Raw genomic sequence first — 15,532 nt, forward strand, 5'->3', positions numbered from 1 at the left:
TGCCACCTATTCTCCGCGCAAGAAACGCACTTGCGCCGGCAGCCCTGACATTCTATGTAAAATGCCCTAATTACACATTTTCCAATGTGAAAAGGGCCCATAGGCGCCAATGTCCCGCACCCTGTCTCCTCATCTCAAGCGGCTCGAAGCCGAGTCGATCGGGATCATCCGCGAAGTCGCGGCCGAATTCGCCAATCCGGTGATGCTTTATTCCATCGGCAAGGATTCGGGGGTGATGCTGCATCTGGCCCTGAAGGCGTTCTATCCCTCGAAGCTGCCGTTCCCGCTGCTCCATGTCGACACGACCTGGAAGTTCAAGGACATGATCTCGTTCCGTGACGAGATCGCCAAGCGCTACGGGCTCGACCTGATCGTGCATGTCAACCAGGACGGCGTCGAGCGGGGCATCAATCCGATCACCTCCGGCTCCTCCCTGCACACGCAGGTGATGAAGACGGAGGGCCTGCGCCAGGCCCTCGACAAGTACAAGTTCGACGCGGCCTTCGGCGGCGCGCGCCGCGACGAGGAGAAGAGCCGCGCCAAGGAGCGCATCTTCTCCTTCCGCACCGCCAACCACACCTGGGACCCGCGCAACCAGCGTCCGGAATTGTGGTCGCTCTACAACACCAAGATCCGGCAGGGCGAATCGATCCGCGTCTTCCCGCTGTCGAACTGGACCGAGCTCGACATCTGGCAATATATCCTGGAAGAGGACATTCCAATCGTGCCGCTCTACCTCGCCAAGGAGCGCCCGGTGGTGTTTCGGTCGGGCACCATGTTGATGGTCGATGACGAGCGCCTGCCGCTGGAGCCCGGCGAGGTCCCTCAGATGCGCCGCGTCCGCTTCCGCACGCTCGGCTGCTATCCCTTGTCCGGCGCCATCGATTCCGAGGCGACATCGGTCGCCGACATCGTGCGCGAGATGCTGACCGCCCGCACCTCCGAGCGCCAGGGCCGCCTGATCGACAATGACGAGTCGGCCTCGATGGAAAAGAAGAAGCGCGAGGGCTATTTCTGATGAACGCTGCCGCTCCCCAGGCCGAGCTTTCGCTCGCCGAAATGCTCAAGCCCCGCGAAAAGGGGCTGCTGCGCTTCCTCACCTGCGGCTCGGTCGATGACGGCAAGTCGACCCTGATTGGCCGGCTGCTCTATGATTCCAAGCTGATCTTCGAGGACCAGCTCGCCACGCTGGAGAAGGATTCCAAGCGCCACGGCACCACGGGCGAGGACATCGACTTCGCCCTCCTGGTCGACGGGCTGGAGGCCGAACGCGAGCAGGGCATCACCATCGACGTCGCCTATCGCTTCTTCTCGACCGCCAAGCGCTCCTTCATCGTGGCTGACACCCCCGGCCACGAGCAATATACCCGCAACATGGCGACCGGCGCCTCCACCGCTGACCTTGCCGTGCTGATGATCGATGCCCGCAAGGGCGTGCTGGTGCAGACCAAGCGCCATGCCACCATCTGCTCGCTGCTCGGCATCCGCCACATCGTGGTCGCGGTCAACAAGATCGACCTGGTGGATTATGATCGTATCGTCTTCGAGAAGATCGTTCACGATATCCTGGCCTTCACCGCCAATCTCGATTTCACCTCGGTAACCCTGATCCCGATCTCGGCGCGTTTCGGCGAAAACGTCTCGATGCGCTCGACCAATATGGACTGGTATCACGGCCCGATCCTGATCGAGCATCTGGAAACGATCGACGTCGCTTCCGATGCCGCCAAGAAGCCCTTCCGCTTCCCAGTGCAATGGGTGAACCGTCCCAATCTCGATTTCCGTGGCTTTTCCGGCACGGTTGCCTCCGGCTCCATCCGTCCAGGCGACAGCGTGACGGTCGCGGCGTCGGGCAAGACCTCGGTGGTGACGCGCATCGTCACCCAGGATGGCGATTACGAGGAAGCCGTTGCCGGCGATGCGGTCACCCTCACGCTCGCCGACGAGATCGATGCCGCGCGGGGCGACGTGTTCTCCCGTGCCACCGAACGGCCCGATGTCACCGACCAGTTCGCCGCCCATCTGATCTGGATGTCCGAGGACGCCCTGCTGCCGGGGCGCTCCTACATGCTGCGCCTGGGCACCAAATTCGTGCCGGCCACCGTCACCTCGATCAAGCACAAGATTGACGTCAACACCCAGGAGCACCTGGCCGCCCGTACGCTTCAGCTCAACGAGATCGGCGTCGTCAATGTGGCGACCGGCGTGCCGGTGGCTGTTGACGCCTATGTCCACAACCGCGAGACCGGCGCCTTCATCCTGATCGACCGCGCCACCAACCAGACCGCGGCGGCCGGCATGATCGATTTCGCCCTGCGCCGGGCCACTAATATCCATCGCCACTCGCTCACGATCGACAAGCTGGCTCGCTCGGCCCTCAAGCATCAGAAGGCGGCGATCGTCTGGTTCACCGGTCTGTCGGGCTCGGGCAAGTCGACCATCGCCAATCTGGTCGAGGCCGAGCTCGCCCATGCCGGCCATCACACCATGCTGCTCGACGGTGACAATGTCCGCCATGGCCTCAACCGTGATCTCGGTTTCACGGACGCGGACCGGGTCGAGAACATCCGCCGCGTCGGCGAGGTCGCCAAGCTGTTCGTCGAGAGCGGCACCATCGTGCTGTGCTCCTTCATCTCGCCCTTCGAGGCGGAACGCGCCCTTGTCCGCTCGCTGGTCGAGGCCGGCGAGTTCGTCGAGGTCTTCGTCGACACCCCGATCGAGGATTGCATCAAGCGCGATCCGAAAGGGCTCTATGCCAAGGCCCTTGCCGGCGAGATCAAGCACTTCACCGGCGTCAGCAGCCCCTATGAACGGCCAGAGAATGCCGATATCGTGCTGCAGACCGTCGGCGAAACGCCCAAGGCCCTGGCCGAAGCCGTGGTGAAGGCCCTGCGCGAGCGCGGCCTGCTCGACCACCAGGACGATTGGGGGCTGTAGCGGCGCCATTGAGGGCGCCCAAGGCTCTGTAGCGCCCCGGCTTCAGTGTCGCGGGTTGGGTTCGCCCATTGCCGGCCGGAAGGGCTCGACGTAGGTTGAAGACAGGGCGCAGGGCCGATTTCAGCGCTCGGTCGCAATCTCCGCCGGCTTTCCATGACGTGGACTGGGGTTTTCATGCTCAGGATGGGCGCCGCATTGGCGAAGCTGTTGGGGTGCCGCGTCGGCGACGCGAATGTCGGGCCGCTGGAAAGTCCCGGCAAGCCCTTACCGGGTGATTGGTGCTGAGGGCGGAGTGGGATGGGCAACCTATTTTCCTTCAAGGGCCGTATCGGTCGGCACGCCTACCTTCTCGCCACGGTGCCTCTCGCCTTCGTCTATCTGGTCTGGGTCGCCTGGTGGCTGTTCACGGCGGCGAATTTCCCCGACGAAGGTCCCGCTCGCGTTTTCCGCATGAGCGCAGTCGGCTGGTTCGTCTGCGCCTGGCCCTATCTCGCCGCCGGCTTCAAGCGCTGCCACGATCGCGGCAAATCGGGGCTGTGGTATGTCGGTTGGACGGTGGGCTGTCTCGCCTTCTGGGCTGCGGCGATCTTCGTGCAACCCTGGCTGGCCTGGCTGGGCAATCTCATCGCGTTGTGGACGCTGGTCGAGATGGGCTTCGTCAAGGGGACGCCAGCACCCAATCGCTTCGGTCCACCTGCTGAGGAATGGCCCCCGGAAACATAGATCGTCGCGATTTGACGGAATTGCCGTCGGGCAGCCGGGGCGCCGAAATTCACATCCACTTCGAGTTGCAGGCCGTTGGTTCTGTATTGATCCGCGTGTATCCTGGCGAGGGAATGCGAGCGGCGACGAATGCAACATGGCACAGGCCGGTTCAAATGATGGCGGCATGACCGTCGGGCGGATGTTGCTCAGCCCGGAAGGGCGTATTCCGCGCTTCGACGCCCTGTTCGCCTATGTCTGTCTGTGCGTGATGTTCGCGGCGGCCGCCTTCGTCTGGGTAGGGTGGGTGTTTGCCTATTACCGTCATGATCCGGCGGCGGTGTTGCAGATGCTGCCCTGGATACCGCTCGGCGGTCTCGCTCTGTTGGTGGGCTGGATGGTCTTCTGCATCCTGGCCAAGCGCTGCCATGATCGCGACCATTCGGCCTGGTTCCTGCTGGTCGGGCTGATCCCGATTGCCAATCTCTGGCTGCTGGTCGATCTGTTTTTTTGGCGTGGCACCCGCGCCGCCAATCGCTTCGGTCCCGAGCCTGAGGGTATGGCCAGCCAATGGCGTGCAGCGAACGAGGACCTTTGAAAACACACCAACGATCAAAGGCTGAGAATGCTGGTGAGGTTTCCAGTCAATGATCTCGAATGCCAAGATGACATGAAGATCGTGATTGATATTGTGACAATTTCCTGACTAGTAAAATATCGCTCGTCCAAGAGACCAGCCTGCTGTTCTTCTGTCACGCTGGAAACACACCTCTCCATTGATCGATATTGGTGCCTTGTTTTCAATCGCCTGCGCTGCTAGGCCGGCGAATATTGAAATCGCAAGAGCTGATGGTCAAAAGGGGTTGAGCGCGATGAATGAACCGACACTTGTGGAGAAATTGTTCAGTTTCCAGGGCCGGCTGCGCCGCAGCAGCTACTGGATCTATCATCTCCTGCAATGGGTTGCCCTGTGCGTCGTCGTGGGAGTTTTCTACGGTCTAGCGCTGGCCCTAACACCGGACAATCCGCTCATCTATGTGCTGATGGTGATCGGTATCCTGCTCTATATCGGCTTCGTATGGTCGGGACTTTCCATCGGTGTCCGCCGCTGCCATGACCGCAACAGGAGTGGCTGGTTCCTGCTCGCCAGCCTCATTCCCCTTGTCGGCGCCATCTGGGTTTTCATCGAGCTCGGCTTCCTCGATGGTACCCAGGGCCCCAACCAATATGGCCCCTCGCCCAAGGGGATTGGCGGCAATGAAGTCGCCGGTGTCTTTTCCTGAACAGCAAAGGGGCCGAACCCGTTCGGCCTCTGGTTTGCGGCGCTGGTCGATGATGCTGTCGTCTGCGCTGCTTCGCTCAGGCCAATTTCCAGGCCAGATAGAGCGCCACGAGGGCGATCAGCCACAAAGCGGCATTGCCCCAGCGATTGCGGCGGGCTTCGGCCTTGCCGATCGCCTCGATGCTGTCGGGTAGCAGGGCAAAGCCCTTTTCCGCTGCCTCGTTGAGGCGCTCGGCCAGGGTCTCGGCCCGGTTGAGCAGGCTCGGCAACAGCGTGAGCGACTTGCCGGCCTCCAGCGTCTGCTGTCCGAGGTCGCCGATCTTGCCCAGCGGGCCGAGATTGCGCTCGATCCAGTCGCGCACCACCGGATCAGCCGTCGCCCACATGTCGAGCTTGGGATTGAGCCGTCGGGCGACGCCCTCCACCACCACCATGGTCTTCTGCAGCAGGATCAGCTCGGGCCGGGTCTTCATGTCGAAGAGTTCGGTGATTTCGAACAGCAGCGTCAGGAGCTTGGCCATCGAGATCTCGTCAGCCCGCTTCTGGTGGATCGGCTCGCCGATGGCGCGGATCGCCTGTGCGAAATCGTCGATCGAATGGCTCGAGGGCACATAGCCCGCCTCGAAATGCACTTCCGCCACCCGCCGATAGTTGCGGGTGATGAAGCCGTGCAGGATCTCGGCGAGGAAGCGGCGCTCCTTCAGGCCGGCCCGGCCCATGATGCCGAAATCCACCGCAACGAGCTGGCCGGAGGCATCGATCATCAAATTGCCCTGATGCATGTCGGCGTGGAAGAAGCCGTCGCGGATGGCGTGGCGCAGGAACGACTGGATGATGATGCGAGCGAGATCGACGAGATCGAAGCCGGCCGCCTTCAGCCTGTCGATGTCGGACAGGGGAATGCCCTCGATCCATTCCAGTGTCAGCACGGTGCGGGCCGTGCGGTTCCAGTCCGGCGCAGGAATGCGGAAATCGGGATCGTCGGCGATGTTCTCCGCCATTTCCGACAGGGCAGCCGCTTCCAGGCGCGAATCCATCTCGAAGGCGACGGTGCGCGCCAGCATGTCGACCGTCTCGACAGGCTTGAGGCGCTTGGAACGCGGGTCGAGCCGCTCGATCGTACGCGCGGCGAAATAGAAGGTGGAGAGGTCGGAGCGGAAACGCCGATCGACGCCGGGACGCAGTACCTTCACCGCTACTTCGCGCTCGCCGTCGGCGTCGCGGATGATGCCCTTGTGCACCTGCGCCACCGAGGCTGCGGCCACCGGCTCGGAAAGCTCGTCGAAAAAGTGGCTCAGCGGCCCGCCGAGGGCCCTCTCGATCTCGGCGATGGCGATGGCGCGCCCGAAGGGCGGCATGCGGTCCTGCAGTTCCTCCAGGTCGCGCGCCACCGCAAAACCGACCACATCGGGCCGGGTCGCCAGGAACTGCCCGAGTTTCACCCAGCTGGGCCCTAGCTTCACCAAGGCGGCCGCCAGCCCCTTGCCGCCGCTGACATGGCGCTTTTCGATCAGCCGGCCGAGCCGGACGGCCAGCCGTGCCGGCGCCGGAAGGTCATGGATGTCGACGAGGCTAAGCGCGCCTTCGCGGGCCAGCGTCCAGCCCGCGCGCATGAGACGAAATGGATCGAGGAAAGAAGCCAAGGGTACCAGCCGAATGAATTCGCGGGGAGGTCGATAGCACGGGCGGGCGCATTGGCAAACCTTCTCCCGATCTGGGGTTCAAGCCCTGCAGCCTCTTGCACATCGTCTTGCGAGAGTTCTATCTGCGCAATGATCCAATGAAATCGAGTTCAGGAAGCTTCCGTGACCATTCGCTACCACCGCGGCGATCTGCCCGACCTGTCCCGCTACACCACCAGCGCCGCCATCGATACCGAGACCATGGGTCTCAATCCCCATCGGGATAGACTCTGCGTGGTGCAGCTCTCGCCGGGCGACGGCACCGCCGATGTGGTGCAGATCGCCCAGGGCCAGAAGAGCGCCCCCAATCTCGAGCAATTGCTGGCCAATCCCTCGGTCACCAAGATCTTCCATTTCGCCCGCTTCGATATCGCCGCGCTGCAGAACGCCTTCGGCGTGGCGACGAAGCCGGTCTATTGCACCAAGATCGCCTCCAGACTCACGCGCACCTACACCGACCGCCACGGCCTCAAGGACCTGGTGCGCGAACTGCTCGGCATCGACCTCTCCAAGCAGCAGCAATCCTCCGACTGGGGCGCCGATACGCTCACCGATGCCCAGCTCGCCTATGCCGCTTCGGACGTGCTCCATCTGCACGAGCTCAAGTCGAAACTCGACACCACCCTGGCGCGCGAGGGACGCTCGGAGGTGGCGCGCGCCTGTTTCGACTTTCTGCCGACGCGGGCGCTGCTCGACCTCAATGGCTGGCCGGAGACGGATATCTTCGCCCATAGCTGAGGATGAAGGCCAAAGCGTTTTGTGCCGGCGCTCTGGGGAACCGCCGCAAGAGGCAGATGGGTATCGGCGTCCCGTTCTCGCCCACAGATTTGCGCATCGGAGGGACGGGGCCTGCGGTGACGGCGGCGTGCCGCGTTCCCCTCGGCACATTCCCCCTGCGGCTGAAATCTGCTATGACGGCCGACCTGTTGCGATTTTCACCCAAAGTTGAGGAATTTCAGACAGGGATGGACGGCGCCTCCGGCGCCGGGTTGACGTCTCCACTTCGCATCGCAATATGATGGTCGGTGGTGATGGTTTCCCGCCGCTAGCAGCGTTTGGATAGGTATTCTGTTTGGCCGATATCATGGATGCGCGGGTCAAGATCCCCCAACCCGCCATGCCTTCACGTGAAAGCGCTTTCAAAGCTGCCCGCGCTCACAGCAGGCTGGTGCGTTTCCTGAAGTTTGCCGTGCCCGCCACAGCGGTTGCCGGAGCGGGCGTGTTTGTCTTTCTGGCGGTGGTCAATCCCTTCGCGCCGCCTCCGATCGAACTCCCCCCAGTCACGCCGGTCAGTGAGGGCATTCTGGCCGTCGAAAGACCGCATCTGACCGGTTCCAACAATCGCGGGCAGAAGTACGACGTCACGGCGACCTCCGGCACGCAGAAAGTGTCCGTGCCCGGTGTTGTCAGCCTGACCGAGCTGAATGCGGTGATCACCGCGCCCGACCAGAGCGATGCCAAACTGACAGCCAAGGCCGGCACGTTCGATACGGTTGGCCAGCTTCTCGATCTTAAGGGCGATGTGCGCGTCAAGTCCACCAAGGGCTATGACGCGACCTTGAAGAGCGCCAGCATCGATCTCAAGGCCAGCACGGTCAACAGTACCGAACCGGTCACAGTCAATCTCTCCTCCGGCACCATCTCAGGCAATGGCTTGAGCATCGTGCAAGGCGGTTCGAAGATCCTGTTCAAGGACGGCGTCAGCGCCAGCTTCAAGGTGCCCTATAAACCGGATACGGAAGATGGGACTGACGGCGCCGAAGCGCCCGCCACGCCGCCCGATACTCCGGCTCCGAACGCCTCTCCACCGAATTCAGCCAACCCAGTGCAGGGAAATCCCACCCAATGACGATGAAAATCCGCCGCCTGGTGCCTCTTGCGGTGCTGCCGCTCGCCCTGGCCCTGACGGCTGCCGATGCCGGCGCCGCCCCGAAGAAAGCGGCCAGCCCCTTCCAGGGCTTCTCCTCCGACAGCGGCAAGCCCGTTGACGTCAAGTCAGACTCGCTCGAAGTGCATCAGGACGAGCAGAAGGCGATCTTCACCGGCAATGTGGTGGCGACGCAGGGAGAATCGGTCCTGCGTACCAACGAATTGACCGTGTTCTACGAGAATGCTGACAACAACGCCAAGGATGGCAAGGCCAAGGACGCCAAGCCTGCTGATGCCAAGCCTGCCGATCCGAAGGCCGCCGACGCCAAGCCGGTGGATGGCCAGCAAGCGGGCGATGCCAAGGTTGCTGATACCAAGCCCGCCGATACCAAACCCGCTGATACCAGCAAGGCGCCGACCTCCGGCTCCGGCACACCGGCTAGTTCCATCAAGAAGCTGGTTGCCCGCGGCAATGTCGTGGTGACCTCCAAGGATCAGAAGGCGACCGGCGCCAACGGCGTGATGGACATGGCGACCAATGTCGCCACGCTGACCGGCGGCGAGGTGGTGATGATTCAGGGGCCGAACGTGCTGAAGGGCACCAAGCTGACCGTCAACCTCAAGACGGGTATCGCCAGGGTCGAAGGTGGTGGCACCGGCGTATCCGGCGTCTTCACCCAAGGCGGCCAGAAGAAGAGCAATTGAGGGAGCAGGCCCGTGATGATGCGACCCAGCCCGACGTCTCGCCGCCTCGCTCCGGCGCTGTTGCTGCCTCTGGCGTTGCTCGTTTCGTCACTGGCCTTGCCGGCCGGTGCGCAGGAAAAGAAGCCGTCCACGCCTTTCCAGGGCTTCTCCTCCGATAATGACAAGCCGGTGAACATCAAGGCCGATCAGCTCGAAACCCATCAGGACGAGCAGAAGGCGATCTTCACTGGCAATGTAGTGGCCACCCAGGGCGAGTCGACGCTGACCTCCGAGGAACTGACGGTTTTCTACGAGGCCGCATCCGTGCCGGGTAAGCAGCCGGCCGATGCTGTCGGTACCAGCCCGGCCCAGCCGGCGGTTCCCTCGGCAGCGCTGCCGGCCGATGCTTCCTCGACCGCCGAAGCTGCCGGCGCCGATACGACGCCGGCGCCCGCCGACAACAAGGTCAAGAAGCTGGTGGCCAAGGGCAAGGTCGTCGTCACCGCCCCGGACCAGAAGGCGACCGGCGATGACGGCATCCTGGACATGGAGACCAACATCGCCACGCTCACCGGCGAGGAAGTGGTGATGACCCAGGGCTGCAACGTGCTGCGCGGCAAGAAGCTGGTGGTCAATACCCAGACAGGCCGCGCCACCGTTACCGGCGGCACCACCGGCCATTTCATCTCGGGCGACCACAAGTGCTGATCCAGGGATCCGCCCTGGCCGGCCAACATCTTTTTGCCTGGTGAACGAGATATTCACCGGCGTGCGGCAAGGCTGTCACTGGATACCGGGATGCGGAACACATGCCGATTTTCGGCATGGGCGGCGTAACAATACCGAGCCTCGAAAATGCTGACGCATTCTCGGCTTGAACATCTGGCGATTTTCGATGCCAAATCAAAGATTTGGCGAGAATCGTCGGACGGAACCAAGGCGCGTTGAAAATGCCTCTTGGTGTAACATGAAAACGCGGCATCGGGCCCGATGCCGCAGGAAGAGTGCGGGCCAGGCATGAACGAGATGGTGCAATATGCGGAGGCCGGCGACGAGACCGGGCCAGCCGTGAGTGTCGAGGGCACGCTCTCGGTGGTGTCGATTGCCAAGACCTATGGCAAGCGTACGGTCGTGAGCGACGTCAGCCTGGAGGTCCGGCGCGGTGAGGCCGTCGGCCTGCTCGGTCCGAACGGCGCCGGCAAGACCACGGTCTTCTACATGATCACCGGCCTGGTGCCGCCGGATCATGGCCGCATCGAGCTCGATGGCCATGACGTGACGGCGCTGCCGATGTATCGGCGCGCCCGGCTCGGCATCGGCTATCTGCCGCAGGAAGCCTCGATCTTCCGTGGCCTGAATGTCGAGGAGAACATCCGCGCCGTGCTCGAGATCGTCGAGCCGAACAAAGCCGAGCGCGACCGCCAGCTCGACGAACTGCTCGAGGAGTTCAAGATCGGCCGCCTGCGCAAGACGGCCTCGATCGCACTCTCTGGCGGCGAACGCCGGCGCGTGGAAATCGCGCGCGCCTTGGCCGGCAAGCCGTCCTTCATGCTGCTGGATGAACCATTCGCCGGCATCGATCCGATCGCGGTAGGCGACATCCAGACCCTGGTGCGCCATTTGACCAATCGCGGCATCGGCGTGCTGATCACCGATCACAATGTGCGCGAGACGCTGGCCCTGATCGACCGGGCCTACATCATCCATTCCGGCCATGTGCTGACCCAGGGCACACCCCAGGAAATCATCGACAATCCCGAAGCCCGCCGGCTCTATCTGGGCAGCGAGTTCAGGATGTGACGGGCTGCAGATCTTCCCTCATCCCCGTCCCGATTCCCATCGACCTGATTCTCCTCTAGGCTCGACAGGCCAACCCGGAACGCCGATTTGCTCGCCTATGTCCTGCGTCGCCTCGCGCTGATCGTGCCGACCTTGTTCGGCATCATGCTGATCTCCTTTGCCATCATTCAGATCGTGCCCGGCGGTCCGGTGGAGCGCATGGTGTCGGTGCTGTCGGGCAATTCAGGGGGCGGTGGCGATCTCGGCGGCCCCACACCCAGCTTCAACGCCGGCGCCTCGCAATATCGCGGCTCTCAGGGGCTCGATCCGGCCTTCATTGCGAGCCTGCGCAAGCAATATGGTTTCGACAAGCCGGTCTATGAGCAGTTCTGGCTGATGATCAAGAACTACGCCACCTTCAGCTTCGGCCAGAGCTATTTTCGCGATACCCCCGTCACCACCCTGATCGCCGAGAAACTGCCGGTCTCGATCTCCATCGGCCTATGGGTGATGCTGCTCTCCTACACGATCTCGATCCCGCTGGGCATTCGCAAGGCGGTCAAGGACGGCTCCTTCTTCGATGGCTGGACCAGTGCGGTCGTCATCGTCGGCTATGCCATTCCCGGCTTCACCCTCGGCATCCTTCTGATCACCCTGTTCGCCGGCAGCGCCTTCTGGCAGATCTTTCCCAATGGCCGGCTGGTTTCCGACAATTGGAGCGACTTGTCGCTATGGGGCAAGATCGCCGACTATGCCTGGCACATGACGCTGCCGCTGATCGCCATGGGGGTCTCGGCCTTCGCCACGCTGACCATGATGACCAAGAACGCCTTCCTCGACGAAATCCGCAAGCAATATGTGCTGACGGCGCGCATGAAGGGATTGTCGCCGCGACGGGTGCTCTACGGTCACGTCTTCCGCAATGCCATGCTGATCGTGATCGCGAGCTTTCCGGCCGCCTTCATCTCGGCGCTGTTCACGGGATCGCTCCTGATCGAGCAGACTTTCGAGCTCAACGGCTTGGGGCGCCTCACCTACGAATCGGTCATCAACCGCGACTATCCCGTGGTGCTGGCTTCCATCTACATCCTGGCGCTGGTGGCCCTCGTCATCAATCTCGTCACGGATCTCATCTACATGTTCGTCGATCCGCGCATCGACTTCGAAGCGCGTGAGGTTTGAGATGGAGGCTGCCACCCGAACCCCGCGGGGCTGGCTGAAGCTGTCACCCCTCAACCGGCGGCGCCTCAACAATTTCAAGGCCAATCGACGTGGCTACTGGTCGTTCTGGCTCTTTCTCACCCTCTTCATCCTGTCGCTGTTCGCCGAGTTCATCGCCAATGAGAAACCGCTGCTGATCGTCGACCACGGTCGGATCTTGACGCCGGTCTTCGTCGACTATGACGAGACCGATCTCGGCGGAGACCTGCCGGGACCGGCAAATTTCCGCGACCCCTATCTCACCAAGTTGCTGGCCGATCGCGGCGCCTACGTGCTCTGGGCGCCCATTCGCTATGGCCCGCAGACCATCAACAAGAACCCGCCGGCAGGTGGCGTGCCTTCGCCCCCCACTTGGGCCTTGAGCGACGATCAATGCCGCGAAGCCGCCCAGACCGTGGGCGGGGCCGGATGCCGCGACATCGAGTGGAACTGGCTCGGTACCGACGATACCGGGCGGGACGTGCTGGCCCGAATCATCTACGGCACCCGGATTTCCCTGCTCTTCGGCCTGATTCTCACCGTCTTTTCCTCCCTCATCGGTGTGGCGGCCGGCGCGGTGCAGGGCTATTTCGGCGGCTGGGTCGACCTGATTCTCCAGCGCGCCATCGAGATCTGGACCAGCATTCCCTCGCTTTATCTTCTCATCATCATCTCGGCGGTGTTGGCGCCGGGCTTTTGGATCCTGCTCGGCATTCTGCTGCTGTTTTCGTGGATGGCGCTGGTGGCGGTCGTCAGGGCCGAGTTCCTGCGCGCCCGCAATCTCGAATATGTCCGCGCCGCCAAGGCGCTCGGTCTGTCCGACACCACCATCATGATCAAGCATCTCCTGCCGAATGCCACGGTGGCGACGCTGACCATGCTGCCCTTCATCCTGTCGGGCGCGATTTCCACCCTGACGGCGCTGGATTATCTCGGCCTCGGCCTGCCGCCCGGCACGGCCTCGCTCGGCGAATTGCTCAAGCAGGCCCAGGCTAGGCCCAATGCCTATTGGCTTACCATCAGTGGCTTCACAGTGACGGCGTTGCTGCTGTCGCTCCTGATCCTGGTGGGCGAAGCGGTGCGCGATGCGCTCGACCCGCGCAAGACCTTCGGCTGATCCCAAGAGAAAGTCGCATCGGGGAAATCGCCAGGGGAAACGCTTGGGGCGATTGCAGGATGCGGAACGATCGGCTAGAAGGACAAACGACGCACCCATAGCTCAGCTGGATAGAGTGTTGCCCTCCGAAGGCAAAGGTCGTACGTTCGAATCGTACTGGGTGCGCCATTTTCCCCTTTTCGATCAATGATGTGAAGCCGCTCGAGACATCCCGGGCGGCTAAAGCCTTTTGCTCGAGGCCTGTCGGTTGCAGGAGATGCGATGGACCAGCGGTTCAGTCCGGGTTCATGGCGCCGAAGGTCGCATCGTAGCGACCGTCTCGCTCCGCCCATCGCCGAGCCCGGTCTTGTTCGACCAGCACCTCGCCTCGGGGATGATCGCACCGATCGAGCAGTTGCATCACCTCGGCGACATAGGCTTCGACGGGCATTGCACGCGGATCGGATGCCTGCTGGCTGCCTGTGAGCTCGGTCTGCACATAGGGCGGTGCCAGTTCGAGCACATCGACGGGGATCTTGCGGAGCTGGTGCCGCAGAGACTGGAGCCAGGAGTGAAGGAAGGCCTTGCTGGCGCAGTAGGTCGGGAAGTCGGCGCGCGGTACGAAAGCAAGATTGGAGCTGGTCGCCAGGATCGTCGCGCCAGCCTGCCCTTTCAGGATGGGCAGGAACGCCGCCGTCACGCGCAGTACGCCCAGGATGTTGGTCTCCACGATTGCCTGGGCGTCGTCGATGGTCCAGCCGTCGGCCGCCAGGTTTTCCGCTCGTGAGATGCCTGCATTGGCGATGAGCACGTTGAGCTCGGGAAAGCGCCTGTGAACCTCGCCTGCGAGGCGGGACAGGGAAGCGGGGTCGTCGAGGTCGAGCGGCATCCCTACCAGGCCGGGCCGGCTTGCCGTGATCTGATCAAGCAGACTTTGCCGCCGCCCCGTCACGATGACGCGGTTGCCGTGCTGGTGGAAGGCCTCGGCGAGCGCACGGCCGATGCCGCTGGTGCCGCCGGTGACGAGGATGGTGTTGCCGGTCATCTTCATGGGTGCTCCGTCTCCGTTGAGCTGGGGGCACGGAAAAGCTGCCGCCGAGCCCGCGGACCGCGCGCAATCCCGGGCAGGCATCAAGCATCGAGGCGAGGCTGGGCCGCGCCGGGATGAATGCCCCGAACGGGTGCGGGAACGCGAAGCAGGAGAGGGATGGCATGACCGTGGCGCCCTGTTGAATCGAGATCTCCCTGCTGGGACCCTCTCGACAAAGGACGCGTTGGATGACGGTAACGCCTACGGCAGCGTCAGGACTGTGGCTGCAAGCCTTCCCCTAATATGACGCGTCGCAGCGGTCAAGGCGCCTCAACGCGAGTCGCGAGCGAGGCCGTTGGCCCTGGGGTCACCAGGCGTTCGGCTCACGCACCATGTGGACGATATTGGCGGGGCTGGTAATCCAGCCCCCCTTGAACCCGTCCGGCAGAGGCTCGATAGCGTCGCAGCGGACCACGCCGGCGCGGGACAGATGGTCGGCCGCCATGTCGAAATTGTCCGTGAACAGCTCCAGCCAGATCTCGGCCTGGCTCAGCATTGGCGCCTCGTCGAGCCACAATTTGTTGGGGCCGAGTTCGAAGCCGATGGCGGGTGCCTTGTCGGTGATCGGCTTCAGGCCGACCACATCGCGATAGAACGCCACCGTGGCCTGATATTGATGAGGTGGGACCTTCATGGCGATGTCGATGCCGCCATAGATGTTCGCAGCCATGCTTGCTTCCTTTGTCTTGTCAGGGGGATGTGCAGCGCGGCTCGCTCGCCGGCACGCCGGCCAACTCGCTGCGATAATAGCCCTCGCGCAGATTGATGCCGTGTTCGAGGAATGCCTTCAGGCAGCACAGCATCTGCGACCATCCCTCGCAGTTGATATAGGAGGCGCACTGGCCCTGGGCGTCCTCGCGCCAGCCCGTCTCGGCAATGGTGACCAGCGTGGCGTCCATTTCCAGCGCCTGGAAATTCATCTCGATATGAGTCTTGTAGAGCACCACGCCATCGGCGGATTTGGGCCCATCCCAGCGCAATACGATGCGGCTGTCAGCCACCACTTCGTCCACTTCGACGGGAACCGCGCCCCACCACACCACCGTCGCGCCGGTCACCAGCGGCGCGCTGGCGCCGCCCACCGTGGTGAAATAGGCGCTTAGCTTGCCGGGGTTGACCACGGCGTCGAATACCTCGCGAACCGGCCTTGAGATCCGCCCGGAGACCCTGAATTCCGGCTTCATCGCGTTTCTCCCTGTTGCAGGAGGCGA

Annotated in this window: 16 protein-coding genes and 1 tRNA gene; 13 read left to right on the forward strand and 4 right to left on the reverse strand. The window is 62.9% G+C overall.

Translation table 11 applies throughout. The annotated features are described in order from the left end of the window. Window positions 1–109: 109 nt before the first annotated feature. From cysD to ACZYTC_RS20500, 5 genes are all read left to right on the forward strand, one after another. Window positions 110–1,018 carry a sulfate adenylyltransferase subunit CysD gene (gene cysD, locus ACZYTC_RS20480; RefSeq protein ID WP_434958669.1) on the forward strand — a complete coding sequence of 303 codons (909 nt, stop codon included), beginning with the start codon at window positions 110–112 and terminating at the stop codon, window positions 1,016–1,018. Further along, window positions 1,018–2,937 carry a sulfate adenylyltransferase subunit CysN gene (gene cysN / locus ACZYTC_RS20485; protein WP_488990416.1) on the forward strand — a complete coding sequence of 640 codons (1,920 nt, stop codon included), beginning with the start codon at window positions 1,018–1,020 and terminating at the stop codon, window positions 2,935–2,937. Before cysD ends, cysN begins: the two co-directional genes overlap by 1 nt. Before the next feature lie 297 nt (window positions 2,938–3,234). After that, window positions 3,235–3,660: a DUF805 domain-containing protein gene (locus tag ACZYTC_RS20490; RefSeq protein WP_441770919.1), complete on the forward strand. Its 426-nt coding sequence runs from the start codon at window positions 3,235–3,237 to the stop codon at window positions 3,658–3,660. A 136-nt stretch (window positions 3,661–3,796) separates the two neighbouring features. Beyond that, window positions 3,797–4,237 carry a DUF805 domain-containing protein gene (locus tag ACZYTC_RS20495; RefSeq protein WP_488990417.1) on the forward strand — a complete coding sequence of 147 codons (441 nt, stop codon included), beginning with the start codon at window positions 3,797–3,799 and terminating at the stop codon, window positions 4,235–4,237. A gap of 274 nt (window positions 4,238–4,511) precedes the next feature. Further along, window positions 4,512–4,922 carry a DUF805 domain-containing protein gene (locus ACZYTC_RS20500; protein WP_434958665.1) on the forward strand — a complete coding sequence of 137 codons (411 nt, stop codon included), beginning with the start codon at window positions 4,512–4,514 and terminating at the stop codon, window positions 4,920–4,922. A 76-nt stretch (window positions 4,923–4,998) separates the two neighbouring features. On the opposite strand, the gene ubiB is transcribed toward ACZYTC_RS20500, so the two are convergent. Continuing rightward, window positions 4,999–6,534 (reverse strand): 2-polyprenylphenol 6-hydroxylase, encoded by a 1,536-nt coding sequence (gene ubiB / locus ACZYTC_RS20505; protein ID WP_434958664.1) that lies wholly within the window; start codon window positions 6,532–6,534, stop codon window positions 4,999–5,001. Between the two features lie 192 nt (window positions 6,535–6,726). On the opposite strand from ubiB, the gene ACZYTC_RS20510 reads away from it, so the two are divergent. From ACZYTC_RS20510 to ACZYTC_RS20545, 8 genes are all read left to right on the forward strand, one after another. Next, window positions 6,727–7,341: a ribonuclease D gene (locus ACZYTC_RS20510; RefSeq protein WP_434958663.1), complete on the forward strand. Its 615-nt coding sequence runs from the start codon at window positions 6,727–6,729 to the stop codon at window positions 7,339–7,341. A gap of 334 nt (window positions 7,342–7,675) precedes the next feature. Beyond that, the gene (gene lptC / locus ACZYTC_RS20515; RefSeq protein ID WP_488990418.1) at window positions 7,676–8,452 is read left to right on the forward strand and encodes an LPS export ABC transporter periplasmic protein LptC; all 777 of its coding nucleotides are present in this window, start codon (window positions 7,676–7,678) and stop codon (window positions 8,450–8,452) included. Continuing rightward, a complete protein-coding gene (locus ACZYTC_RS20520) occupies window positions 8,449–9,177 on the forward strand; it encodes an LptA/OstA family protein (RefSeq protein WP_434958661.1) in 729 nt (242 codons plus the stop codon). Before lptC ends, ACZYTC_RS20520 begins: the two co-directional genes overlap by 4 nt. A 15-nt stretch (window positions 9,178–9,192) precedes the next feature. After that, window positions 9,193–9,864, forward strand: a complete 672-nt coding sequence (locus ACZYTC_RS20525) for an LptA/OstA family protein (protein WP_488990419.1) — start codon at window positions 9,193–9,195, stop codon at window positions 9,862–9,864. A gap of 282 nt (window positions 9,865–10,146) precedes the next feature. Further along, window positions 10,147–10,956: an LPS export ABC transporter ATP-binding protein gene (gene lptB / locus ACZYTC_RS20530; protein ID WP_434958659.1), complete on the forward strand. Its 810-nt coding sequence runs from the start codon at window positions 10,147–10,149 to the stop codon at window positions 10,954–10,956. Between the two features lie 87 nt (window positions 10,957–11,043). Further along, window positions 11,044–12,117: a microcin C ABC transporter permease YejB gene (locus ACZYTC_RS20535; protein WP_434958658.1), complete on the forward strand. Its 1,074-nt coding sequence runs from the start codon at window positions 11,044–11,046 to the stop codon at window positions 12,115–12,117. Window position 12,118: 1 nt separating this feature from the next. Further along, window positions 12,119–13,252 (forward strand): ABC transporter permease, encoded by a 1,134-nt coding sequence (locus tag ACZYTC_RS20540; protein WP_434958657.1) that lies wholly within the window; start codon window positions 12,119–12,121, stop codon window positions 13,250–13,252. Window positions 13,253–13,343: 91 nt separating this feature from the next. Continuing rightward, window positions 13,344–13,420 (forward strand) — tRNA-Arg (locus ACZYTC_RS20545). A gap of 106 nt (window positions 13,421–13,526) precedes the next feature. Here the strand turns inward: ACZYTC_RS20545 and ACZYTC_RS20550 are convergent. The 3 genes from ACZYTC_RS20550 to ACZYTC_RS20560 form a co-directional block, all read right to left on the reverse strand. Next, window positions 13,527–14,282, reverse strand: a complete 756-nt coding sequence (locus ACZYTC_RS20550; RefSeq protein ID WP_488990420.1) for an SDR family oxidoreductase — start codon at window positions 14,280–14,282, stop codon at window positions 13,527–13,529. Window positions 14,283–14,628: 346 nt separating this feature from the next. Further along, window positions 14,629–14,991, reverse strand: coding sequence for a VOC family protein (locus ACZYTC_RS20555; protein ID WP_488990421.1), 363 nt, complete (start codon window positions 14,989–14,991; stop codon window positions 14,629–14,631). A gap of 19 nt (window positions 14,992–15,010) precedes the next feature. Continuing rightward, a complete protein-coding gene (locus ACZYTC_RS20560; protein WP_441770926.1) occupies window positions 15,011–15,505 on the reverse strand; it encodes an SRPBCC domain-containing protein in 495 nt (164 codons plus the stop codon). Window positions 15,506–15,532: the final 27 nt, after the last annotated feature.

It is taken from the genome of Labrys sp. F242, assembly GCF_057813875.1.

What these genes read in the sequence shown, in the direction of transcription:
- cysD (WP_434958669.1), top strand. Translation starts at nt 110, where the DNA reads ATGTCCCGCACCCTGTCTCCTCATCTCAAGCGGCTCGAAGCCGAGTCG.
- cysN (WP_488990416.1), top strand. Translation starts at nt 1,018, where the DNA reads ATGAACGCTGCCGCTCCCCAGGCCGAGCTTTCGCTCGCCGAAATGCTC.
- ACZYTC_RS20490 (WP_441770919.1), top strand. Translation starts at nt 3,235, where the DNA reads ATGGGCAACCTATTTTCCTTCAAGGGCCGTATCGGTCGGCACGCCTAC.
- ACZYTC_RS20495 (WP_488990417.1), top strand. Translation starts at nt 3,797, where the DNA reads ATGGCACAGGCCGGTTCAAATGATGGCGGCATGACCGTCGGGCGGATG.
- ACZYTC_RS20500 (WP_434958665.1), top strand. Translation starts at nt 4,512, where the DNA reads ATGAATGAACCGACACTTGTGGAGAAATTGTTCAGTTTCCAGGGCCGG.
- ubiB (WP_434958664.1), bottom strand. Translation starts at nt 6,534, where the DNA reads ATGCGCGCGGGCTGGACGCTGGCCCGCGAAGGCGCGCTTAGCCTCGTC.
- ACZYTC_RS20520 (WP_434958661.1), top strand. Translation starts at nt 8,449, where the DNA reads ATGACGATGAAAATCCGCCGCCTGGTGCCTCTTGCGGTGCTGCCGCTC.
- ACZYTC_RS20525 (WP_488990419.1), top strand. Translation starts at nt 9,193, where the DNA reads ATGATGCGACCCAGCCCGACGTCTCGCCGCCTCGCTCCGGCGCTGTTG.
- lptB (WP_434958659.1), top strand. Translation starts at nt 10,147, where the DNA reads ATGCCGCAGGAAGAGTGCGGGCCAGGCATGAACGAGATGGTGCAATAT.
- ACZYTC_RS20540 (WP_434958657.1), top strand. Translation starts at nt 12,119, where the DNA reads ATGGAGGCTGCCACCCGAACCCCGCGGGGCTGGCTGAAGCTGTCACCC.
- ACZYTC_RS20550 (WP_488990420.1), bottom strand. Translation starts at nt 14,282, where the DNA reads ATGAAGATGACCGGCAACACCATCCTCGTCACCGGCGGCACCAGCGGC.
- ACZYTC_RS20555 (WP_488990421.1), bottom strand. Translation starts at nt 14,991, where the DNA reads ATGGCTGCGAACATCTATGGCGGCATCGACATCGCCATGAAGGTCCCA.
- ACZYTC_RS20560 (WP_441770926.1), bottom strand. Translation starts at nt 15,505, where the DNA reads ATGAAGCCGGAATTCAGGGTCTCCGGGCGGATCTCAAGGCCGGTTCGC.